This window comes from Streptomyces oceani, assembly GCF_001751245.1.
Classification (GTDB): domain Bacteria; phylum Actinomycetota; class Actinomycetes; order Streptomycetales; family Streptomycetaceae; genus Streptomyces; species Streptomyces oceani.
In genome coordinates this window covers 36064-57071 of sequence record NZ_LJGU01000097.1, presented here as the reverse complement: position 1 = coordinate 57071, position 21008 = coordinate 36064, and the positions used below count along the sequence as shown (strand labels likewise).

Sequence of the window (21008 nt, the reverse complement as noted above, 5' to 3'; positions counted from 1 at the left end):
AACACTCACATCAGACTCCCTCTCAGGAATCCTCCGGATGTTCCTTCGGCGTTTCTCCGACCCTACCAGAGGAATTTTCTCCGGAAGATCGGCACCCTCGGCCAGACAGCACAGAATCCCGTGAACTCTGGAAGAGGATTTGAGAGATGCTAGCGCACGACGCCGAACTCGTCGAACTCGGCTGGCTCTTGCTCCCTCGACGGCCCGTCCTCTCCGCGTGCGCGGTCCGGCGAGCCGTGCACGACAATAGCAGCTTCCGTACGCCCCTCGCACATCAGCCGGCCATCGGCTCGTTACACACGTCCCCACTCATCCGTTGGGCGCTGCGTGCCGGTCAGCGCCGAGAGGCCGGCCACGGCCCCTCCGCGTCGCGAAGTCGCCCCGTACTCGCGGCCATCAGGTGGACGTCGAGGGCGGGGAGTCCAGCTCCTCGAGCTCTACGCCCGGTGCCGCGAGCACCACGTCCCCGGCCAGGTGCACCTCCATCCCCTCGCCGGTGTCCAGGTCACCTACCTGGTAGCTCTCGACCGTCAGGGGCCCGGTATCCGTACCGTGCGCGTCCCTGGCGACCAGTGCCCAGGTCTGGTTGATCGTACGGGGGGCGAGCACCGGAGGCGCGAGGTACACCAGTCGGCCCCGGCTCCCTCGCTGGCCCAGCTCAGGGGCGAGGAGCCGGGCAGTCGCCACCAGGAAGGCCGGGGACTGCCCGGCGAAGGAGTGCGCTGCGGCGTTGTGTTCGCGACCTTCGCCGCCGCTGGCCGTACGGACCCAGGTCACCCCATCCATGGCGGCACCGCGCACCCGCCAGCCACCGGCGTGGAGTTCCATCCGGATGGGACGGGCGAGCGCGTCCAGGGTGAGGTCGATCGAGCCGGCGTGCTCCCCGGAAGGGCTGGTGATCTGTGCGACGTAACGCCAGCCGGATGGCCCGTGGGCACACTGGAAGTGCTCGTCACCCAGCGGGGTGTGGTCGTGCGGGTCATGGAGCGAGTAACGGCCACGGGGCATGCGGGGACTCTACGGGCGCGACTTCGCGGACACGGGGAAGGCCCCCCGCCATGGGCGAGGGGCCTTCGTGCGGCCGCGTGCCGCGTGCTGCGCGCGGGCGAGCGGATCAGTAGCGGTAGTGGTCCGGCTTGTACGGGCCCTCGACCGCGACGCCGATGTACTCGGCCTGGTCCGGGCGCAGTTCGGTGAGCCGGACACCCAGCGCGTCCAGGTGCAGGCGGGCGACCTTCTCGTCCAGGTGCTTGGGCAGGACGTAGACCTCGGTCGGGTACTCCTCCGGCTTGGTGAAGACCTCGATCTGGGCGATCGTCTGGTTCGCGAAGGAGTTGGACATCACGAAGGACGGGTGTCCGGTGGCGTTGCCGAGGTTCAGCAGACGACCCTCGGACAGCACGATGATCTTCTTGCCGTCCTTGAAGGTCCAGGAGTGCACCTGCGGCTTGATCTCGTCCTTGACCACGCCGTCGATCTTCTCGAGGCCGGCCATGTCGATCTCGTTGTCGAAGTGACCGATGTTGCCGATGATCGCCTGGTGCTTCATCTTGGCCATGTCCGAGGCCATGATGATGTCCTTGTTGCCGGTGGTGGTCACGAAGATGTCGGCGGTCTCCACCACGTCCTCGAGCCGGACCACCTGGTAGCCGTCCATGGCCGCCTGAAGCGCGCAGATCGGGTCGATCTCCGTGATCATCACGCGGGCGCCCTGGGCGCGCAGCGACTCGGCGCTGCCCTTGCCCACGTCGCCGTAGCCGAAGATCACCGCGGTCTTGCCGCCGATCAGTACGTCCGTGCCGCGGTTGATCCCGTCGATCAGGGAGTGCCGGCAGCCGTACTTGTTGTCGAACTTGGACTTGGTGACCGAGTCGTTGACGTTGATCGCCGGGAACAGCAGCTCGCCGGCGCGCTGCATCTCGTAGAGCCGGTGCACGCCGGTGGTGGTCTCCTCGGTGACACCGCGGATCTCCGAGGCGAGCTGGGTCCACTTCTGCGGGTTCTCACCCAGGGTGCGGTTCAGCACCTGGAGCACGCAACGGTGTTCGTCGTTCTCCGCGGTCGACACGTCGGGCGCGGCACCGGCCTTCTCGTACTCCACGCCCTTGTGTACGAGAAGCGTGGCGTCGCCGCCGTCGTCCAGGATCATGTTCGGTCCGCCGGTCGTGACGCCCGGCCAGGTCAGCGCCTGCTCCGTGCACCACCAGTACTCCTCCAGCGTCTCGCCCTTCCAGGCGAACACCGGCACGCCCTGGGGCGATTCGGGAGTGCCCTTCGGACCGACCGCGATCGCGGCGGCGGCGTGGTCCTGGGTGGAGAAGATGTTGCAGGACGCCCAGCGCACCTGTGCGCCCAGCGCGACCAGGGTCTCGATGAGCACGGCCGTCTGCACGGTCATGTGCAGTGAGCCGGTGATACGCGCGCCGGCCAGCGGCTGCTTCGCGGCGTACTCCTTGCGGATCGACATCAGACCGGGCATCTCGTGCTCGGCGAGCTCGATCTCCTTGCGGCCGTAGGCCGCGAGGGACAGGTCGGCGACCTTGAAGTCCTGGTCGGTAGACGTCGTAGCGATCGTCATGCGGGCTGCTCCTCGCAATGTCGAGGTGTGTGGCTTGCTGGTCCGTGCTGCGGCGTCGGGGGCGTGTCGGGTGCGGAATCCCATGCTCCGCGGACGACACACACGCATCCCTTGGTCACAGCCCAGTCCGTCGGAGGCCCTCTCTCCCTCGGAGGCCCGTACGTCTGTGTCCGGGCCGCCCGACCGCCATCAGCAGCGACGTCTGCGCTCTCGAATCTACACCGCCCGTCCAGTCGAGCGGATCGTTCAGGGTCGGTGCAAGGACCACGGGTCACTTTTCGGCCCCCGTGCACCGCTCATACAGTCGTACCCATCCTTCCCACAGCACACTCAGCCAAGCAAGGAGATTCCAGGTGACCAGTCCTGCCGAGGCCGGCGAACCCACGGGGCCGGCCGCCGACCAGGAAGTGCGGCTGCTCGCCGTAACCGCCTGCCCCACGGGGATCGCGCACACCTACATGGCTGCGGAGAAACTCACACAGGCCGCGCAGCAGCGCGGCATCCGCATCAAGGTGGAGACCCAGGGGTCCATCGGGGTCGAGAACGTACTGACTGACAACGATGTCAGAGAGGCTGACGGGGTCATTCTCGCCGCCGACAAGGACGTGCCGCGGGACCGGTTCGAGGGCAAGCGCGTGCTGGTGGTCGGGGTCACCGAGGGCATCAGCGATCCGGACGCCCTGCTCGACCGGGTGCTACGGGCGCCGGTACAGGCCACCGGAGCCGACGGCGGGGCGGACGCCGGCGACCAGCGGGCCGACGCGGGAGCGGGCGGTACGGGATCGGGTGCTGCGGGATCGGGTGCTGCGGGGTCGGGTGGTACGGGGGCCCGCGGGACGACCTACAAGGCGCTGATGAACGGCGTCTCCTACATGATCCCGTTCGTCGTCGTCGGCGGCCTGCTGATCGCCATCTCCCTGGCGATCGGCGGCGAACCCAGGTCGGACGGCGGACTGGTCATCCCGGACGGCTCCTTCTGGAAGCACGTCAACGACATCGGGACCATCGGCTTCACCCTGATGGTGCCGATCCTGTCCGGCTACATCGCGTACGCCATCGCAGACCGACCGGCTCTGGTGCCCGGCATGATCGGCGGCTGGATCGCCAACACCGGCGAACTGTACGACTCCGAGTCCGGCGCCGGCTTCATCGGAGCCATCATCACCGGCTTCCTGGCCGGCTACCTGGTGCGCTTGATCAAGCGGGTCCCGGTGCCGAAGTTCGCGCAGCCCATCATGCCGATCATCGTGATCCCGATCGTGGCGACCTCGGCGTTGGGCCTGTTCTTCATCTACGTCATCGGCCGGCCGATCTCCTGGATCTTCGACAGCCTCACCGACCTGCTCGGCGGCATGACCGGTACGAGCGCCGCGCTGCTCGGCGTCCTGCTCGGGCTGATGATCTCCTTCGACATGGGCGGACCGGTGAACAAGACGGCGTTCCTCTTCGGCGCCGGGCTGGTCTCCAAGAACCCGGAGGTGATGGGCATGTGCGCGGCGGCGATCCCGGTGCCGCCGCTCGGCCAGGGGCTGGCCACGCTGCTGCGGCGACGCTACTTCGACGCCCAGGAGCAGGAGACGGGTTACGCCGCGCTCTTCATGGGCTTCTTCGGGATCACCGAGGGTGCCATCCCGTTCGCCGCCGCGCGTCCCGCCCGGGTCATCCCGGCGAACATGCTGGGCGGCGCGGTGGCGGGCGGCATAGCCGGACTGGCGGCGATCGAGGACAACGTGCCGCACGGCGGACCGATCGTCGCGCTACTCGGCGCCATCGACGGTGTCGCGGTCTTCTTCCTGGCGGTGGCTGTCGGCACGGCTGTCACCGGGTTGGCCACTGTCGCGCTCATGTCGCTGGGTCGACGTCACGCGGCCGTGGCTGCCCCCGCGGCCGAGCCCGGCCCGCGGCCCGTGTCCACGGACCACGCGACGGAGGCCGNGCGGCGATCCCGGTGCCGCCGCTCGGCCAGGGGCTGGCCACGCTGCTGCGGCGACGCTACTTCGACGCCCAGGAGCAGGAGACGGGTTACGCCGCGCTCTTCATGGGCTTCTTCGGGATCACCGAGGGTGCCATCCCGTTCGCCGCCGCGCGTCCCGCCCGGGTCATCCCGGCGAACATGCTGGGCGGCGCGGTGGCGGGCGGCATAGCCGGACTGGCGGCGATCGAGGACAACGTGCCGCACGGCGGACCGATCGTCGCGCTACTCGGCGCCATCGACGGTGTCGCGGTCTTCTTCCTGGCGGTGGCTGTCGGCACGGCTGTCACCGGGTTGGCCACTGTCGCGCTCATGTCGCTGGGTCGACGTCACGCGGCCGTGGCTGCCCCCGCGGCCGAGCCCGGCCCGCGGCCCGTGTCCACGGACCACGCGACGGAGGCCGAGGCCTCCGCACCCCAAGCCTCCGCACGCCGAGCCTCCGGGTCCCAGGCCACCGCGCCCGCCGACCCCGTGGTGCTCTCCGGCCACCTCACCCGGGCGACCGTACGGGAACGGCTGACCGCCACCGCGAAGGAGGCCGCCATCCACGAGATGGCCGCGCTCCTCGCCCGCGGCGGCGCGGTGTCCGCGCCGGAGGAGTTGGTCCGAGCCGCGCTCGCCCGCGAGGAACAGGGCACCACCGGTCTCGGCGAGGAGATCGCCGTCCCGCACGCCAGGACGGACGCGGTGACCCGACCGCTGGTCGGCTTCGCCCGTTCCGCGGAGGGCGTCGAGTGGGGCGCGCCGGACGGCACGCCGGCCCGGCTGGTCTTCATGATCGCCGTCCCGGAGGCGGCGGCCGGCGACGAGCACCTGCGCATCCTGGCGCTGCTCTCCCGCAAGCTCGTGTCCGAGGACTACCGGGAACGGCTACTGGCCGCCGAGGGCACCGAGGGGATTCTGCGCGTCCTGGCCGAGATCGAATGACAACCCGACGGGGCCACTCCGCCGCAAGGTGCTCCGGGCCCTGGGCCGCTCCAGGACTCCGGGCCGGAGCACCCGCCGCGCTACGCCGTCGGCCGCCCGCCGACGGCCACCGTCGCGCCGAAGAGCGTCCCGTCGCCGCTGACCCGGATCTCCTCCGCCGCGCTCGCGTACGCCGACTGGCCACGCTCCAGCACGAGTTCGCCGTCCGCCCGGCCGCCGTGCAGCATCACCCGGCCGGCGGCGCACAGCAGCACCCGTGGGCGGCCCTCGGCCAGCACGAGCGGTTCGCCGCCCGGCGCCGGAGTCGTCCGGAAGAGCCGGAACTCCTCGACCGGCGTCGCGTACACCTCCTCGCCGCCGTCCGCCTCCGGACGCAGGATCTCCGGGGTCGTGCCCTCGAAACGTACGATCCGCAGCAGTTCGGGCACGTCCACGTGCTTGGGGGTCAGGCCGCAGCGCAGGACGTTGTCCGAGTTGGCCATGATCTCGACGCCGAGGCCGTCCAGGTAGGCGTGCGGCACCCCGGCCCCGAGGTAGAGCGCCTCACCGGGCTGCAACCGGACGTGGTTCAGCAGCATCGCCGCGAGGACGCCGGGGTCGCCGGGGTGCTGCCGGGCGATGGAGGCGTACCCGGCGTACGCGGTCGCGTGCTGCCGCTGACCAGCCGCGGCGAGTCGCTCGGCCGCCTCGGCGGCCTGTTCCACCGTACGGGCCATGGCCTCGTGATCGGCCGTGAGTACGGCGGTGAACACCTCCCGCAGCGCCTCCTCGCCAGGACTGGCCCGCAGGATGTCGACGTACGGCTGTAGCTCGTCCACGTCCAGGGCGGCGAGGAGTTCGGCGGTCTCCGCCGGGTGCCGGAAGCCGCACAGGCCGTCGAAGGACGTGAGGGCGCAGAGGAGTTCGGGCTTGTGGTGGGCGTCCTTGTAGTTCCGGTGCGGGGCGTCCAGTGGTACGCCCGCCGCCTCCTCGGCCTCGAAGCCCGCGGCGGCCTGCGCAGCGTCCGGGTGCACCTGGAGCGACAGCGGAGCGGCGGCGGCGAGAAGCTTCAGCAGAAACGGCAGTCGGGGGCCGAAGGCCCGTACGCTCGCCGCCCCGAGTTCGCCCGCCGGATCGTCGGCGATGACCTCGGCGAGGGAGACGGGCCCGGCGCCGCGGTCGAGCCGGGAGGGTGCGCCGGGGTGGGCACCCATCCACAGCTCGGCCTGCGGTTCGTCGGTGGGCGGCACCCCCAGGAATTCCGGGATGGCGGTGGTGGAGCCCCAGGCGTAGGGGCGTACGGCGTTGTCGAGGCGGTCCATCGTGCGCGCGTCCTGACTCTCGCTGGGGTCTCGCTGCTGTACGGGTACGGATACGGGTGGTCGAGCCGTTTCGGCCCGACGCGGATGGGATACCGGGATAGCCGCGCCACGCCTCAGGAGGGTTCGCCGGCGGCGAGCGTGAGGTAAACGGCGGCGAAATCCGTGGTGGCGATCAGCTCGGCGGCCGTCTCCAGGGGTCCGCTGCCGCCCTCCACCTCGAGTTCGCTGAGCGGGGTGCCATGGGCGTACGCCAGGTCGCGGGCCGCGACGACGGCGGAGTCCGCTCCGGGCACCTGCTCCCGGAGCAGCACCATGCGGGCCTGCGGCGCCCGCGGATCGGCCACCCGGTCCCGGAAGAAGTCGTCCGGGTCATCGCTCGCGCCGAACGCTCCGGTCAGCAGCGCGCCATGGGTGACCAGGGCCTCGGGCAGCTCGGCGGCGAGCGCCGGGCGTCCGGCGAGTGTGCTCAGGGTGGTGACGCTGTGCCGTCCGGCGGCTCCCGCGAGCGGACCCTCGCTCCAGAACAGCGGTAGCGCGTCGGCGAGTTCGACCGCCAGGGTCTTGGCCGGATTGCCCGTGGTCTCGGTCACCGGTCCGCACCGCTCCGCGACCTGGTTCAGCCGCTCGGCCAGCGCGTCGATCGCGGACGCCGGCGCGGTCAGCAGTCCCAGCCGGTCGCAGAGCGCCAGCAGCGGGGTGACGAGGGCCCACAGGGTGCTCGGGTCCAGGGCGACGGTGGGTTGTTCGGCGAGGTCACCGGACTCGTCGAGGCCGCCGCCGCTGCCGTACGGCAGTGGGCTGCTCACCCGGGGCGCCAGTGGCATCGCCAGGCCGCGGGTACGGCCGACCACCTCGGCCAGCAGGGTGCCCATCGGGGCGACGGCCACGACCGTGCAGCCCCGCCGGTACGCCTGTTCCACCAGAGCTTCCAGCCCCGGTTCCATGCCGTCCGTGGTGGCGAGCAGCAGCAGGTCGAGCGGACCGACCCAGCCGGGCAGCGTCCAGCTCAGCGCGGCGGGCGAGGCGAAGGCGCCGGTCGACCGCAGCCGGGTGACGGGCACCGCGCCGTTCCCGAAGGCCCCGAGCAGGTCCGCGACACAGCCGGTCGCCGATCCGGAGCCGGCGACCAGTACGGAGCGGGGCCGGCCGTCGGGCCGCAGCTGGGCGAGGCCGGCCTCCTCGGCCAGCCGCATGGCGGTACGGGTACGCGCACCGGACTCCGCGGCGCCGTGCAGCAGCCCGTGCGTATCGGCACGGGCCAGGGCGTCGGGGACGTCCAGCACCGATTCGTCGAGCATCCTGCGAAGCCTCCGATCGATCCGCCGGTTGGTGCCGCCAGTCCGGTGCCCGTGAGGGGCCCGTCAGCCGGGCTGTCGTGCCTCGTCGACGAGGAGGACGGGGATGCCCTCGCGCACCGGGTAGACCAGTCCACAACCGGTGCTCGCGGTGCAGACCAGCTCGGCTTCCGGCGCCTCGGAGTCACTCCCGGGGGTGTCAGTCCCCGGGGAGGCGCTCCCTGGGGCCCCCGCACCGTCAGGCCCCGCCGACCGCCGTTCCTCGCGCAGCGTCGCGTGGCACGCGGGGCAGGCGAGGATCTCCAGAAGGCCGGCTTCCAGCGGCATGGGGTGTCCCTTCTCAAAGTCATGGTCACCACGTCAGGCGGCGGTTGTCGGCCAGGGTACCGCCGTGCGCGGGGCCCCGGCACACGGCACCGGGCGGCTGTGCGGCGAAGGACCGGCTACGCCGGTGCCGGGGGCGCGGGGGCTACGCCGGTGCCGTGGGGTGGTGCCGGCGCCGGTGTGACACGGGGCCCGCACGGGCTTTCCGGGGCTACGCCCGAATCAGGCTCAGCACCTCGTCCCGTACGCGGGTCATGGTCGCGGTGTCCCGGGCCTCCACGTTCAGCCGGAGCAGCGGCTCCGTGTTCGAGGCCCGCAGGTTGAACCACCAGTCGTCCGCGGTCACGGTCAGCCCGTCCAACTCGTCCAGTTCCAGGCCCGCCCGCTCGCCGTGGACCCGGCGCACCTCGGCCACGCAGGCGGTCTGGTCCGCCACGGTGCTGTTGATCTCACCGGAGGCGGCGTACCGGTCGTAACGCTCCACCAGCGCGGACAGCGGGCCGTCCTGGCCCCCCAGCGCGGCGAGGACGTGCAGCGCGGCCAGCATGCCGGTGTCGGCGTTCCAGAAGTCCCGGAAGTAGTAGTGCGCGGAGTGCTCACCGCCGAAGACCGCGCCGGTGGCCGCCATTTCCCCCTTGATGAAGGAATGCCCCACACGGGTACGGACGGGGGTGCCGCCGACCTCGCGTACCACCTCGGGGACGGACCAGGAGGTGATGCAGTTGTGGATCACGGTCTCGCCCGGATGCGCCGCCAGCACGCGGGCGGCGACCAGGGCGGTGATCGCGGACGGGGACACCGGCTCGCCCCGCTCGTCGACCACGAAACACCGGTCGGCGTCGCCGTCGAAGGCGATCCCGAGGTCGGCGCCGGTCTTCCGCACCCGGGCCTGCAGGTCGACGATGTTGTCCGGATCGAGCGGATTGGCCTCGTGGTTGGGGAAGGTGCCGTCCAGTTCGAAGTACATCGGATCGAGTGCGATCGGGAGTCCGTCGAGAACGGTCGGCACGGTGTGTCCGCCCATGCCGTTGCCCGCGTCCACCACGACGCTCAGCGGGCGGATGGCCGTCAGGTCGACCAGGGAGCGCAGGTGCGCGGCGTAGTCGGCCAGGACGTCCCGCTGCGCGATCGCGCCCTGCCCGCGCGCCGCGGGCGCGCCCGTATCCGACCACTCCTCCACCAGGCGACGAATGTCCGCGAGTCCCGTCTCCTGCCCCACCGGCGCCGCTCCAGAACGGCAGAGCTTGATGCCGTTGTAACGGGCCGGGTTGTGCGAGGCGGTGAACATCGCCCCGGGCAGTCCGAGACTGCCGCTGGCGAAGTACAACTGGTCGGTGGAACAGAGCCCGATCTCGGTGACGTCCGCCCCCTGTCCGGCGGCCCCGCGCCCGAAGGCCCGGGACAGCCCGGGCGAGGACGGCCGCATGTCGTGACCCACCACGATCGCCTCAGCGCCGGTGACCCGTACGAAGGCGGCGCCGAACAACTCGGCCAGCGGTTCGTCCCAGTCGTCCGGCACCACTCCGCGCACGTCGTACGCCTTCACGATCCGCGACAGGTCGGCCACAGCCATCCGCTCCTTCGGGAGTCCACAACGGGGTTCACCAACCTACCCGCAGGCCCCGCGCCGAGAGGGGCCGGACCGCGGGGGCCGGGCACCCGGGTCACTCCGGCGAGCGCAGCACCCGAAGATGACCGCGCCGGGCGACCTCCATCGGGTCCGTCTCGGGCCCGCCGGACCCCATCGGGCCGGGGGCGGGTGCCGCGGACGTGCCGTGCTCCGTGCGCGACCCACCACCGCGGGCCGCTTCCCGTACGGCGTCGGCCAGCGCCTCGAGATCGTCACCGCTGGGTCCTGGCTGGCGGGTGTCCAGCGCGAGTCGTACGACCTCCCAGCCACGGGGCGCGGTCAGCCGTTCCGAGTGCTCGGTGCACAGGTCGTAGCAGTGCGGCTCGGCATAGGTGGCCAACGGCCCCAGGACCGCGGTCGAATCGGCGTAGACGTACGTCAGTGTCGCCACGGCAGGGCGTCCGCATGCGGTGCGCGAACAGCGGCGTACAGGACTCACGACGATGGACGGTACCGCACTCGTGACCGGGCTGCGATGACGCACCCGTGGCCGGGAACACCGTGTCGTGCGGCGGCCCGGCGGGTCCCGCCCTGCCGCTGGCCGCTGACCTGCGNACAGCAGCGGCGGGCGAGCGGCCGCGCGGCCGCGAAACCCATCGGCGCGGGGAGAGCCCTGCGTTGTCGAATCGTCCGGGTACGCCCGGTACGCGGCTGATTCTCGGCCCGAAGGCCCGGGAGCCCCGCTCCACCGGCTCGGCGGGCCCCAGCGCCGGACTCCGCTCGCTGATCCACCGGGGATCGCGGAACAGCCCTTAGGCTCAGGGGGATGAGCGAGCCCCCTCAGTCCGGCGATTCCGGCCCGGCCCGGAGCTCCGGCCCCACCGGCCCGTCCGGCCGTCGGACCCGTCATCGCGACCGGCACGGGCGCGGCATGCGCGGACCGATCGCCCCGCCGCAGGTGCCGCTCTCCGCCACCCGCGCCGAGGTCTTCGACGATCTCGTACGGGACTCCGCGGACCGCCTGGAGCGCCGGTGGCCGCAACTGTCGGCGATCGACTTCGCCGTCCAGGAGGTGCCGCGCCTCGACACGGGAGAGCCGGCGGAGGTGACGGGCGTACCGCTTGGCAGGGTGACGATGGCGGACGGCGGGGCGGACCGCATCGTGATCTACCGTCGGCCGATCGAGATCCGAACCCGGAGCCGGGACGAACGCGCGCTCCTCGTACACGAGGTGGTGGTGGAGCAGGTGGCCGAACTGCTCGGGCTCGCACCGGAGTCGATCGATCCACGATACGGCGGCGAGTGACGCGCGGACGCCGGCCGGCACCAGCCCGCTCAGCGACCCGCCCGCTCAGTCACCCAGCACCGACAGGTCCGGCCCCGCCTCCGGCACCGCGACCGTCCCTCGGTCATCCGGCATCGACTGCACCGTGAACATCGGCACGCCGTCCTCCTCCCGCTCCAGCATCCGCGAGGCGTACACCGAGCCGCCGGACCGCCGCTCCACCGTCACAGCGAAGGCGCCCTCGCCGCCCTTCGGAGCGGGCGGTCGCACCGCCAGGGTGGTGTCGGCCCGGACCGTGTACGTCTTCGTCCGCGGGCTCCCGCCCTCGCTCCCGGCCGAGGAGGTGACGCGCACCTTCGCCGCCTCGTCGGGCGCGGTCAGGTGGACGGTGGAACCCTTCGACCGGCTGCCGGCCGCGGTGCCACGCTCCTGGATCGGCGTGGTGGCAGGGATGAACGCCGTCTCCCGCTCGCTGCCCTTCTCCCTGGTGACCCGGGCCGCCGCGACGACCGGGGTGGCGTCGTCCTCCTCGGAGGGTGACAGCACCAGCGAGCCGGCCTGTCCCCGCGTCAGCTCGTCCAGGTCGACGGCCGCGGTGGTCCCCGCCCGCACGTGCAGGGTGCCGTGTCCGGCGGGCGTGATCTCGCCGGACTTCCCCGCCAGCCGCACCCTGAGGTCGGCGTCCTTCGAGCCGGGCGCCATCACGACCAGCCGTACGGACGTGGCGTCGCCCGGAATCCCCGGCAGTACGGCGCGGGGGCCGGGCACGGCGGACGGCCGCACCCAGTCACCGCCCAACTTCTCGTCCAGCGCCCGCACCTGGGCGCTGACCCGGCCCGTACGAGCCACCACGTGCACCGTCACATTGGTCGACTGCCGTGCGGTGAGCGTGGACAGCAGCACCGGCACCGTCGCTCCCGGCGGGACGATGATCTCCCGGCCGGCCTCCGTCTCGACGGCGCCGTCCTTGTCGTACAGCTCCAGGTCGACCACGGCGGCGAGATCGTCCGGGTTGGTGAGGTGGACGTAGTCACGGCGTTCGTCCGCGGTGCTCGCGCCCGGAATCCAGAAGTCGGCGTCCGGTGCCGCACAGCTCATGCCGTGCAGGCCACGGCCGTCACCCGCGCTCACGGTCGTGGTCTGCTGCACGGTCCAGCCGGGAGCGAACCGACCGTCCGCGGTACCCGTCAGGGCCGGCGCGTCAGCGCGCTGGGTGCTGGCGGTCACCGGCTGCCCGGGCTGTTCCAGGGAGAGCACGGGCTTGTCGCTCCGGTCCTTGCTCTCGCTGTCCTCCTGCCCGCGGTCCTTGTCGTCCTCGTCGCCCTTGTCGTCCTGCTCGTCCTTCCCCTTGGGGTCACCCGGATCGGCCGGTTCCGCGGGCGACAACGCCGCGTTGCCCTTCTCGTCGGACTTCCCCTTGGGCGTGAAGGCCGCGTAGTCCGTCTCCGCGAGTGCCGAGTCGGAGGGCTGCGGGCAGGCCAACGTGGAACGTTCCACGGGCAGTCGCTTCGCGGCGGCGCCGTCCGTCGTCGGCTCCCCGCCGGGCGCGGTAACCGCGCCGATCCCCGTGACGGCGGCCAGAGCCGTGACCGCGCCGATCAGGCTGAGGGTGCTCCGGTTCACTGCTCGCTCCTGTCGCCGTACGGGTACGGGTCACCGCCGTCGCGGCCGTACGGGTCCGTGGTGCCATAGGCCTGGCCCGGGCCGTAGGCCGTGCCGTCGCCGTACGGGTCGGCGTACGTGTTGCCGTACGGGTCGGCGTACGGATCGGCGTACGGCTGGTCCGGCACCTGAGGTGGCTGTTCGGGGGGCGGGGGGTTTCCCGCCGACCAGGCGTACTGGTCCGCGGTCGGGTACGCGGTGGTGTCCGGGCCCGCCGGGTGCGACCAGGTCGGTTCGTACGCCACCTGCTGCGGGATATGGGGCGTGCCCGACTGCGCGGCCCCCGTCAGCGTTTCCGGCGGCCCGGCGGGTGGCGGCCCGGCGGCCGGTGCCGCCGCCCCCGCCGCGGCCCGCAGCCGCCGTGCACGACGACCCTCGCCCGGGACCGGTTCGACCGGCACGGCCACCGCCTCCGGCAGGTCGTCGTCGATCTCCCGACGACGACCGGGCAAGGCGAGGACGAGCACCACCAGCCCGAGCAGTCCACGTCCCCACACCCACGCGGTATGCGTCGCGGGCGTCTCGTACGTCAGGTCCAGCCGGCCGCCGTCCGGGCCCAACTCGAAGCCCTGTGCCCAACCGTCGACCGTCACGGACTCCAACGGTTCGCCGTCCAACGTGGCCCGCCAGCCGGCGTCGGCGGCGTCCGCGAGACGCAGCACCCGGTCTCCCGAGCCGGCCGGCACGTCGGTGTGCGCCTCGACCGGGCCGGCGGCCACCGCGACCGGCTCGCCACGTGCGGCGTCCCGCGAGTCGCCCGCTGTCGCCGAGTCGCTGACCCCGGGCTCCCCGGAACCCCCTGAACCCTCCGCGCCCGGCACGATGGAGACCCGGGAGACCTCCGCGTCGACCCGCCACAACGCGCTGCCGTCCTGTTGGCTGAGCCGAGTCAGCCCCGGTGTGGCGTCCAGCACCCGGCCCATCTGGCGGGGCGCGCCGTCCCGTACCAGGACGTACCGCACCGCGTAGCCACGCAGCTGCTCGGTCTGGTCCGCGCCGGAACCGGCGACCAGCTTGGCGACGACGTCGTCGAGCCGGCCGTCCGCGCCCTCGGCCGAGGCCAGGTCGGCGTCCCCGAGGCGGGCACCGGAACCGCGTACCAGGGCGTACGACACTTCCCCGGCTCCTTCGGTCCCCGCGCTCTGGGCGCTCTCGGCGGGCTCCCCGCCGGACTCGCCGTTGCCGGCCAGGACGAGGGTGCGGGGCTGGTCCCGGGTGGTGCTCTCCTGCGCGACGAACGCCGGTACCTGCGCCGGGTCACGGCGTTCCACCGGCCCCGCCGCCCCGTCGACCATCCAGCTCACGGCGGCGGCCAACGGCGCCAGCACGGCCGCGACGGCCACCAGGCCGGCCACCGGCTGTTGCCAGCCGAAGCTGCGGGCCGCCACTCGCTCCCGGGCGCCGTCGGCGCCGACGGCCGCTGCCGCGAGCAGCGCCAGGCCGTACACCAGGATGGCAGGCCCGGCCCAACCCTCCGTGTTACTCAGCACCGCGCACAGCAGCCCGGCGAGGGCGACCGACCAGGCCACGAGGACGACCGCACACCGGTCGGTACGCAGCAGCGCGGCCAGCGCCGCGAGCAGCACCCCGATCAGCAGTGGCGCCCCGGGAGTTCCGGGGCCGCCGGGGGTGAGCGTGAGCAGGTCAAGGGCATCGGCGGCGCCGTGTCCGTACGGCAACCCCACCTCGCGCAGGAAGCGGACGGGGTCCCCGAGCAGCGTCAGCGACCAGGGCGCCAGCAGCACCAGCGGAGTCAGCAGCACCACCGGCACCCGCGGTGCCAACTGCCGCAGCAGGCTCGGCTTCCCACGGTGCGTCACCAGCAGCGCCAGGGCGAGCGTCAGTGTCAGCGGCCAGACCACGGGGGTGAACGCGCTGGTCAGGGTCAGCAGTGCGGCGTACGCCCAGGTCCCCCGCCAGGAGGCGGAGCCCCGCAGTCCGCTGGCGGCGACCGCCGCCCGGGCGAGTAGCGGCAGCACCACGGCCAGCAGGGCCGTGCCGATCCGGCCGCCGGCCAGCGCGCCGGTGGCGGCGGGTAGGAAGGCGTACGCCACGCTGGCCCAGGCGCGTACGAGCCGGGAGTCGACCAGCGGCCGGGAGGCGAAGTACGCGGTGATCCCGGCCAGCGGTACGGAGCAGACCAGCAGCAGGGTCAGCGCCAGGCCGGTGCTGCCGAAGAGCAGGCTGGCGAGCAGCGCCAGCACGGCGAGGTACGGAGGTGCCGTCTCCACGCTGCCGCCGCCGACCGGCTGCCACCTGTCCTGGATGTGGGACCAGAGGTCGGACGCCCCCTCCGGCGCCGGCAGCAGCGCGCCGCCGGCGAGGGAGCCGCCACCCAGCAGCGCGCGGCAGGCGACCAGCGAGACCAGCAGCAGCACGGCGAAGAGCAGCGGCCCGGGCTTGCGGGCGATCCGCTTCAGTCGGGCGAACTGTTCGATGTCCAGGAAGTCCGCGTCCTCCCCGCCCGGGCCGGACTCCACCGCGCCGTGCCGGCCGCCGGCGGAGAGTTCCGGTTCGGAGCGGCCACCGAGGTTGCTGGCGACCTGCTCGACGGTGGCCCGTACGGTCGCGCCCGCGGGCGGGAACAGCGGGCGCAGCTCGCGGGGACTCACCACCGTCGGGCCACGGCCGCGCCGCGCGCCCGCGAGCCGCAGGGGCCGCAGCAGGGCGCCCGTCAGCCCGGCCACCTCGTCGAGCGCCTGTCGGGGCACCTTGCCCACCAGATAGGCGAGGGTCCGCAGCAGGGTGCCGAGCACCAGCCGCAGCAGCACCCAGGGCAGCACCGCCGTACGGGAGTTGGCCAACAGGGTGTGCACGGCGGCGGCCTTGTCCACCCGGTGCGGGCTGGCGCCGCCGCGACCGGCGCAGTCCACCGGGCGTCGTTCCCGCGAGGCCGCCTCGGCGTGCCGGAGCACGGCGTCCGGGGCGACGCACACCCGGTGACCGGCGAGTTGGGCACGCCAGCACAGGTCGACGTCGTCCCGCATCAGCGGGAGTCGCCGGTCGAAGCCGCCGAGCTGTTCGAAGACGTCGCGCCGGATGAGCATCCCGGCGGTGGACACGGACAGCACCGGCCGGGTCTGGTCGTGCTGGCCCTGGTCCTGTTCCCGCCGTTCGATGCCGGTCCAGCGTCGGCCGCTGTTGGCGATGCTGACGCCGGCCTCCAACAGCTGCCGGCGGTCGTACCAACCGCGCAGCTTGGGCCCCGCGATGGCGACGGACGGGTCGGCGTCCACGACCCGGAGGAGTTCGGCGAGCGCGTCCGGTTCCGCGGCGCTGTCGTCGTGCAGGAGCCAGAGCCACTGCACCGGTTCGCCGTACGGGAGTTCCGGCATGGCGTGGGCGTCGTCGCGCCAGCTGTGGTTGGCCGCGTCCCAGCTGCTGGGCCGCCTCAGATAGCGCAGGTCGTCCGGGGTGAGCACGCCGGCGCTGCGTACGGCCTCCTCGACGGCCGCGCCGAAGCCCGTACGCCGTGCCAGGTGCAGCACCCGGTCGGTGCCGAGGGATTCGGTGAGCAGCGCGGCCGAGTCGTCGGCGCTGCCGGTGTCCGCGGCGACGACGTTCTGCACCACCCGTCGCTGGCCCACCAGCCCGGAGAGCGCCTCGGGCAGCCAACGTGCTCCGTCGTGCGCGACGAGCACGGCCGTCACGACGTGACGCGGATACTCGGGCGGGCTGGGCGCCGGCCCTGCTGAGGCGCCCTCGTGGTGGGCCGCCGAGTGACTGTGCACGGACATCGAGGTACGGGCCGCCGTTTGGAGTGGACTGTGGTGGACACCGGGGCTCCCGGAGGGCCCGGGGCCTCGGACGGTGCCCCAGACTAACGGCTCACCATCCCGGCTCCGCCCGGCTCGTACGGCGGGACGGGGGCGCGAGCACGCCCGGGGCGGGCACGTCACCCCAGGGGGGCGGCGTCCGGCGCGGCGTCCACCGCGGCGCCGCTTCACATGGCGGCCTTCTTCAGGCGTCGCCGCTCACGCTCGGACAGGCCGCCCCAGATGCCGAAGCGTTCGTCGTTGGCGAGTGCGTACTCCAGGCACTCGGAGCGGACTTCACAGGCAAGGCAGACCTTCTTCGCCTCTCGGGTTGAACCGCCCTTTTCCGGGAAGAATGATTCTGGGTCGGTCTGCGCGCACAAGGCGCGCTCCTGCCAGCCGAGCTCCTCGTCCGCCTCTTCGACCAGCAGTTGCTGGAACAGCTCGGTCATGCGCGCCCCTCGTCTGTCTTTGCGTCCCCGTGATGCGGCCGTTACGAATCGCCACTGAACGACACGGGTGAAATTACAAGAGTGTGATCCATGCCAGTCAAGCCAAGATCTGCTATTGGAACGTTATTCACTCTGCGGAACCACGCCCACGCAGAAAGTGTTCAAATAGCCACAAACTATGACACCCGCGCCCAGCCACGCCGGAGCAAGCGTCGCGTCGCCCGTTCCCCACTCGAGGAACGCGGTGCGCGACCCACGCGTTCCGCCTCGCACCCCACGGCGACACTGATCACAATGAGATCACAGAAGCACAACGGCGTTTGTGTGTACGGATGTTGTGCGACCTGTCCCGGCAACCGATCGCACAAACCTTTCTCCGGGCAACGCAACCGGATTCAGTGAACCCATGCCGCCATTCGCGGGATTTGGTTGACAGCCGGGCATATCGCCCGGTCTCCTGGAGCGTATGCCCGTGACTCGATCGCACAGCCAGGCCCGCCGCGCCGGGTCCCTTCGAGCTGCGTTCGGCCACTGTCACTGTTGCTGTTGACGCGTTCCGTGCGCTTCCCGACAGCTCCTCCCGAATCCGGGCGACGCGTCTGAGCCATCGGCCCCCGAGACTCCGGCTCCCCAGGGCTTCTGTTCTCCGAGAACCAGCTCCGCCCGCGCGCCCACGCTTCGTCCCCGCCCCGGCACAGGCACCGTGCGGCCGGTGGACTCCCAGGCACCCGCCCGTACGACGACGGCGCCACCTGCGACCATCCGCGCGCGATGCGGTGGCGAGGCGACCCGACACCCACGACACGGGCCCGTCCGGGGCATCCGCTTCGGACCGGCCCGGCCCGTCCGAAGGCATTCCCAGTGAACAGTGACATCCAGATCGCCGGCGACCCACTCGCCCTCCCACACCTCCTGCCCCCCGCTTCCGAACACCCCCGCACCGTCGCCGCGTTCGCCGGCCTCGCCCGCGCCATCGCGGACCAGCCCGCCGACTGGCGACCACTGGTGCGTTACGACCCCACGACCCGCTGGTACCACCGGTTGCGCACCGGGCCCGGATACGAGGTGTGGTTGCTGAGCTGGCTGCCCGGCCAGGGCACCGGGCGCCATGACCACGGACCCTCATCCGGCGTACTGACCGTCCTGGCCGGTGAGCTGACCGAGGTCGCCGGAAGCGGACGGCGGGCCGTCACCCGGAGGTTGACGGCGGGCGCACAACGGACCTTCGCACCCGGCTACACCCACGAAACGGTCAACAGCGGCCTCGAACCCACGGTGAGCCTGCACGTGTACTTCCCCGGCCTGACCGAGATGCCGCTGCACGCCGCTCCGCACTGTGCGGTGGCGGACCCACCGCCGGTCACCACGTCAGCCTTCGGCTGACACGCCCACCCGTCCCCTGGGCTCCGCCCGGGGAGACCCCAACCCGACCACCGCCCCTCAAGGAAGTCAGCCTTCGGCTGACACACTTATGGGCATGCAGCGGATTGTGGTTTTGGCCGGGGGTGTCGGTGGGGCGCGGTTTCTCCGTGGACTCAGGTCCGCGGTCCCGGAGGCGGAAATCACCGTCATCGGGAACACCGGCGACGACATCCACCTCTTCGGTCTGAAGGTGTGTCCCGACCTGGACACCGTGATGTACACCCTGGGCGGTGGCATCAACGAGGCGCAGGGCTGGGGCCGCGCCGACGAGTCGTTCACCGTCAAGGAGGAGTTGGCGGCGTACGGCGTCGGCCCGGAGTGGTTCGGGCTGGGTGACCGCGACTTCGCCACCCACATCGTGCGCACCCAGATGCTGGCCGCCGGCTACCCCCTCAGCGAGGTGACCGAGGCACTGTGCGCGCGCTGGCGGCCGGGCGTACGGCTGCTCCCCATGACCGATGACCGGGTGGAAACCCATGTGGCCGTCGACCTGGACGGGGAACGCAAGGCCGTTCACTTCCAGGAGTACTGGGTACGGCTGCGCGCCTCGGTCGACGCGCACGCCGTCGTGCCGGTCGGCGCCGAGCAGGCCACTCCGGCCCCCGGCGTGCTGGATGCCATCGCCGCCGCCGACGTGGTGCTCTTCCCGCCGTCCAACCCGGTGGTGAGCGTCGGAACCATCCTCGCGGTGCCCGGTGTTCGGGAGGCCATCGCCGAGGCCGGGGTGCCGGTGATCGGCCTCTCCCCGATCGTCGGCGACGCCCCCGTACACGGCATGGCGGACAAGATGCTGGCCGCGATCGGCGTACGGTCCACCGCCGCGGCCGTCGCCCAGCACTACGGCTCCGGCCTGCTGGACGGCTGGCTCGTGGACACCACGGACGCCGCGACCGTACGGGAGGTGGAGGAGGCCGGCATCCGCTGCGTGGCCGTGCCCCTCATGATGACCAGTGAGGAGGCCACCGCGCGGATGGCGGACGAGGCGCTGGCGCTGGCCGCGGAGGTGGGCGCGTGAGCGGCGTGCCCCCGGCGGAGTACCGGGTGTGGGCACTGCCGGGGATTCCGGAAGTACGCGCCGGGGACGACCTGGTGAAGCTGGTCACGGCGGCGAGCCAGCAGGAGGGGCTGCCCGAACTCGCCGACGACGACGTGCTGATCGTGACCTCGAAGATCGTCAGCAAGGCGGAGGGTCGCACCGTGACCGCCGGGGACCGGGAGTCCTCGATCGACGCCGAGTCCGTACGACTGGTCGCCCGCCGCGGCCCCGCCCGGATCGTCGAGACCAGGCACGGCTTCGTGATGGCGGCGGCCGGCGTCGACGCGTCCAACACCCCTGCCGGCACCGTGCTGCTGCTGCCCCAGGACCCGGACGAGTCCGCCCGACGCCTGCGTGCCGGGCTGCGTGCGGCACTCGGCGTCAACATCGGAGTCATCGTCACCGACACCTTCGGGCGACCCTGGCGCGAGGGACAGACGGATGTCGCCATCGGAGCAGCCGGCGTGCGGGTACTGGAGGACCTGCGCGGCGGCACCGACGTGTACGGCAATCCGCTCGGCGTCACCCTGACCGCCGTCGGGGACGAACTGGCCGCGGCCGGCGAGCTGGTGAAGGGCAAGGCCGACGGCCTGCCCGTGGCGGTGCTCCGGGGGCTGGCGCGACACGTACACGACGCGGACCAGGCCACCGACGCCCCCGCGCGGGAACTGCTGCGGGACGCCGCGCAGGACATGTTCCGGCTGGGTACCTCGGAGGCCGTACGGGAGGCGGTCACGCTGCGGCGCACCGTGCGCGAGTTCACGTCGGAAGCGCCGGACCCGGCGGCGGTACGGCGCGCCGTCGCGGCGGCCGTCACGGCTCCCGCGCCGCACCACACCACCCCCTGGCGGTTCGTACTGCTGGAGACCCCCGAGGCACGGGAGCGGCTGTTGGACGCGATGCGGGACGCCTGGATCGCGGACCTGCGGAGCGACGGCAAGAGCGAGGAGAGCATCGCCAGGCGGGTACGGCGTGGGGACCTGCTGCGCAACGCGCCGTACCTCGTCGTGCCCTGCCTGGTGATGACCGGCTCGCACAGCTATCCGGACCCGCGACGGGCGGCTGCCGAGCGGGAGATGTTCGTCGTCGCGAACGGCGCGGGCATCCAGAACTTCCTGGTCGCCCTCGCCGGCGAGGGGCTGGGGTCGGCCTGGGTGTCATCCACGATGTTCTGCCGCGAGGTCGTACGGGACGTGCTGGAACTGCCCGACGACTGGGACCCGATGGGGTCGGTCGCGGTGGGGCACCCGGCGGCGCCGCCGCGCGCCCGGCCGGCGCGGGACGGCGCGGCCTTCGTGACGGTGCGCTGAGCGACGACGCGCTGGGCGACGGCGGCTGAGCGGGGCCGTACGCCATCCGACGGCCAGCGGCCCGTCAGATCCGTGCGATGTCGCCGCGCGAGAGGCGTGGCGCGCGGCGGGGCAGCGCC

Annotated in this window: 14 protein-coding genes and 2 pseudogenes; 6 read left to right on the top strand and 10 right to left on the bottom strand. The window is 72.4% G+C overall.

Translation table 11 applies throughout. The annotated features are described in order from the left end of the window. Nucleotides 1-396: 396 nt before the first annotated feature. Together AN216_RS03210 and ahcY are read right to left on the bottom strand one after the other, a co-directional pair. The gene (locus tag AN216_RS03210) at nt 397-1008 is read right to left on the bottom strand and encodes a hypothetical protein (protein ID WP_070195043.1); all 612 of its coding nucleotides are present in this window, start codon (nt 1006-1008) and stop codon (nt 397-399) included. A gap of 106 nt (nt 1009-1114) precedes the next feature. Beyond that, nucleotides 1115-2578, bottom strand: coding sequence for an adenosylhomocysteinase (gene ahcY / locus AN216_RS03205; RefSeq protein WP_420855680.1), 1464 nt, complete (start codon nt 2576-2578; stop codon nt 1115-1117). 353 nt (nt 2579-2931) lie between these two features. Between ahcY and AN216_RS03200 the strand changes: the two are divergent. Both AN216_RS03200 and AN216_RS03195 read left to right on the top strand, forming a co-directional pair. Further along, a pseudogene (locus tag AN216_RS03200) lies at nt 2932-4485 on the top strand (PTS fructose transporter subunit IIC); the annotation flags it as partial. A 29-nt stretch (nt 4486-4514) separates the two neighbouring features. Then, nucleotides 4515-5477, top strand: a pseudogene (locus AN216_RS03195) (PTS sugar transporter subunit IIA); the annotation flags it as partial. 80 nt (nt 5478-5557) lie between these two features. On the opposite strand, the gene manA reads toward AN216_RS03195, so the two are convergent. The 5 genes from manA to AN216_RS03170 all read right to left on the bottom strand — a co-directional run bounded on the left by manA (nt 5558) and on the right by AN216_RS03170 (nt 10511). Continuing rightward, entirely contained in the window at nt 5558-6778 is a 1221-nt protein-coding gene (gene manA, locus AN216_RS03190) for a mannose-6-phosphate isomerase, class I (protein WP_070195041.1), read from the bottom strand. A 113-nt stretch (nt 6779-6891) separates the two neighbouring features. After that, nucleotides 6892-8076 (bottom strand): SIS domain-containing protein, encoded by a 1185-nt coding sequence (locus AN216_RS03185; protein WP_070195040.1) that lies wholly within the window; start codon nt 8074-8076, stop codon nt 6892-6894. A gap of 63 nt (nt 8077-8139) precedes the next feature. Continuing rightward, a complete protein-coding gene (locus AN216_RS03180) occupies nt 8140-8400 on the bottom strand; it encodes a Trm112 family protein (RefSeq protein WP_070195039.1) in 261 nt (86 codons plus the stop codon). A 208-nt stretch (nt 8401-8608) separates the two neighbouring features. Continuing rightward, nucleotides 8609-9964, bottom strand: a complete 1356-nt coding sequence (locus tag AN216_RS03175; RefSeq protein ID WP_070195038.1) for a phosphomannomutase/phosphoglucomutase — start codon at nt 9962-9964, stop codon at nt 8609-8611. 97 nt (nt 9965-10061) lie between these two features. Further along, nucleotides 10062-10511 (bottom strand): DUF3499 domain-containing protein, encoded by a 450-nt coding sequence (locus tag AN216_RS03170; protein ID WP_079166198.1) that lies wholly within the window; start codon nt 10509-10511, stop codon nt 10062-10064. 282 nt (nt 10512-10793) lie between these two features. Here AN216_RS03170 and AN216_RS03165 point away from each other — a divergent pair, with 282 nt between their 5' ends. Beyond that, nucleotides 10794-11273 (top strand): metallopeptidase family protein, encoded by a 480-nt coding sequence (locus AN216_RS03165; protein WP_070195037.1) that lies wholly within the window; start codon nt 10794-10796, stop codon nt 11271-11273. 45 nt (nt 11274-11318) lie between these two features. Here AN216_RS03165 and AN216_RS03160 read toward each other — a convergent pair whose 3' ends face one another. The 3 genes from AN216_RS03160 to AN216_RS03150 all read right to left on the bottom strand — a co-directional run bounded on the left by AN216_RS03160 (nt 11319) and on the right by AN216_RS03150 (nt 17121). Continuing rightward, the gene (locus tag AN216_RS03160; RefSeq protein ID WP_070195036.1) at nt 11319-12875 is read right to left on the bottom strand and encodes a DUF5719 family protein; all 1557 of its coding nucleotides are present in this window, start codon (nt 12873-12875) and stop codon (nt 11319-11321) included. Beyond that, the gene (locus AN216_RS03155) at nt 12872-16651 is read right to left on the bottom strand and encodes a glycosyltransferase family 2 protein (RefSeq protein ID WP_070195035.1); all 3780 of its coding nucleotides are present in this window, start codon (nt 16649-16651) and stop codon (nt 12872-12874) included. The genes AN216_RS03160 and AN216_RS03155 overlap by 4 nt, the downstream gene beginning before the upstream one ends. A 206-nt stretch (nt 16652-16857) precedes the next feature. Continuing rightward, nucleotides 16858-17121 carry a WhiB family transcriptional regulator gene (locus AN216_RS03150; RefSeq protein ID WP_070195034.1) on the bottom strand — a complete coding sequence of 88 codons (264 nt, stop codon included), beginning with the start codon at nt 17119-17121 and terminating at the stop codon, nt 16858-16860. Between the two features lie 861 nt (nt 17122-17982). Between AN216_RS03150 and AN216_RS03145 the strand changes: the two genes are divergently transcribed. The 3 genes from AN216_RS03145 (at nt 17983) to AN216_RS03135 (ending at nt 20889) form a co-directional block, all read left to right on the top strand. Next, a complete protein-coding gene (locus AN216_RS03145) occupies nt 17983-18504 on the top strand; it encodes a cysteine dioxygenase (RefSeq protein WP_070195033.1) in 522 nt (173 codons plus the stop codon). Between the two features lie 94 nt (nt 18505-18598). After that, on the top strand, nt 18599-19558 hold the full coding sequence (cofD, locus tag AN216_RS03140; protein ID WP_070195049.1) for a 2-phospho-L-lactate transferase: 960 nt from the start codon (nt 18599-18601) through the stop codon (nt 19556-19558). After that, nucleotides 19555-20889, top strand: a complete 1335-nt coding sequence (locus AN216_RS03135) for a coenzyme F420-0:L-glutamate ligase (RefSeq protein ID WP_079166197.1) — start codon at nt 19555-19557, stop codon at nt 20887-20889. The genes cofD and AN216_RS03135 overlap by 4 nt, the downstream gene beginning before the upstream one ends. The last annotated feature ends 119 nt before the right edge of the window (nt 20890-21008 follow it).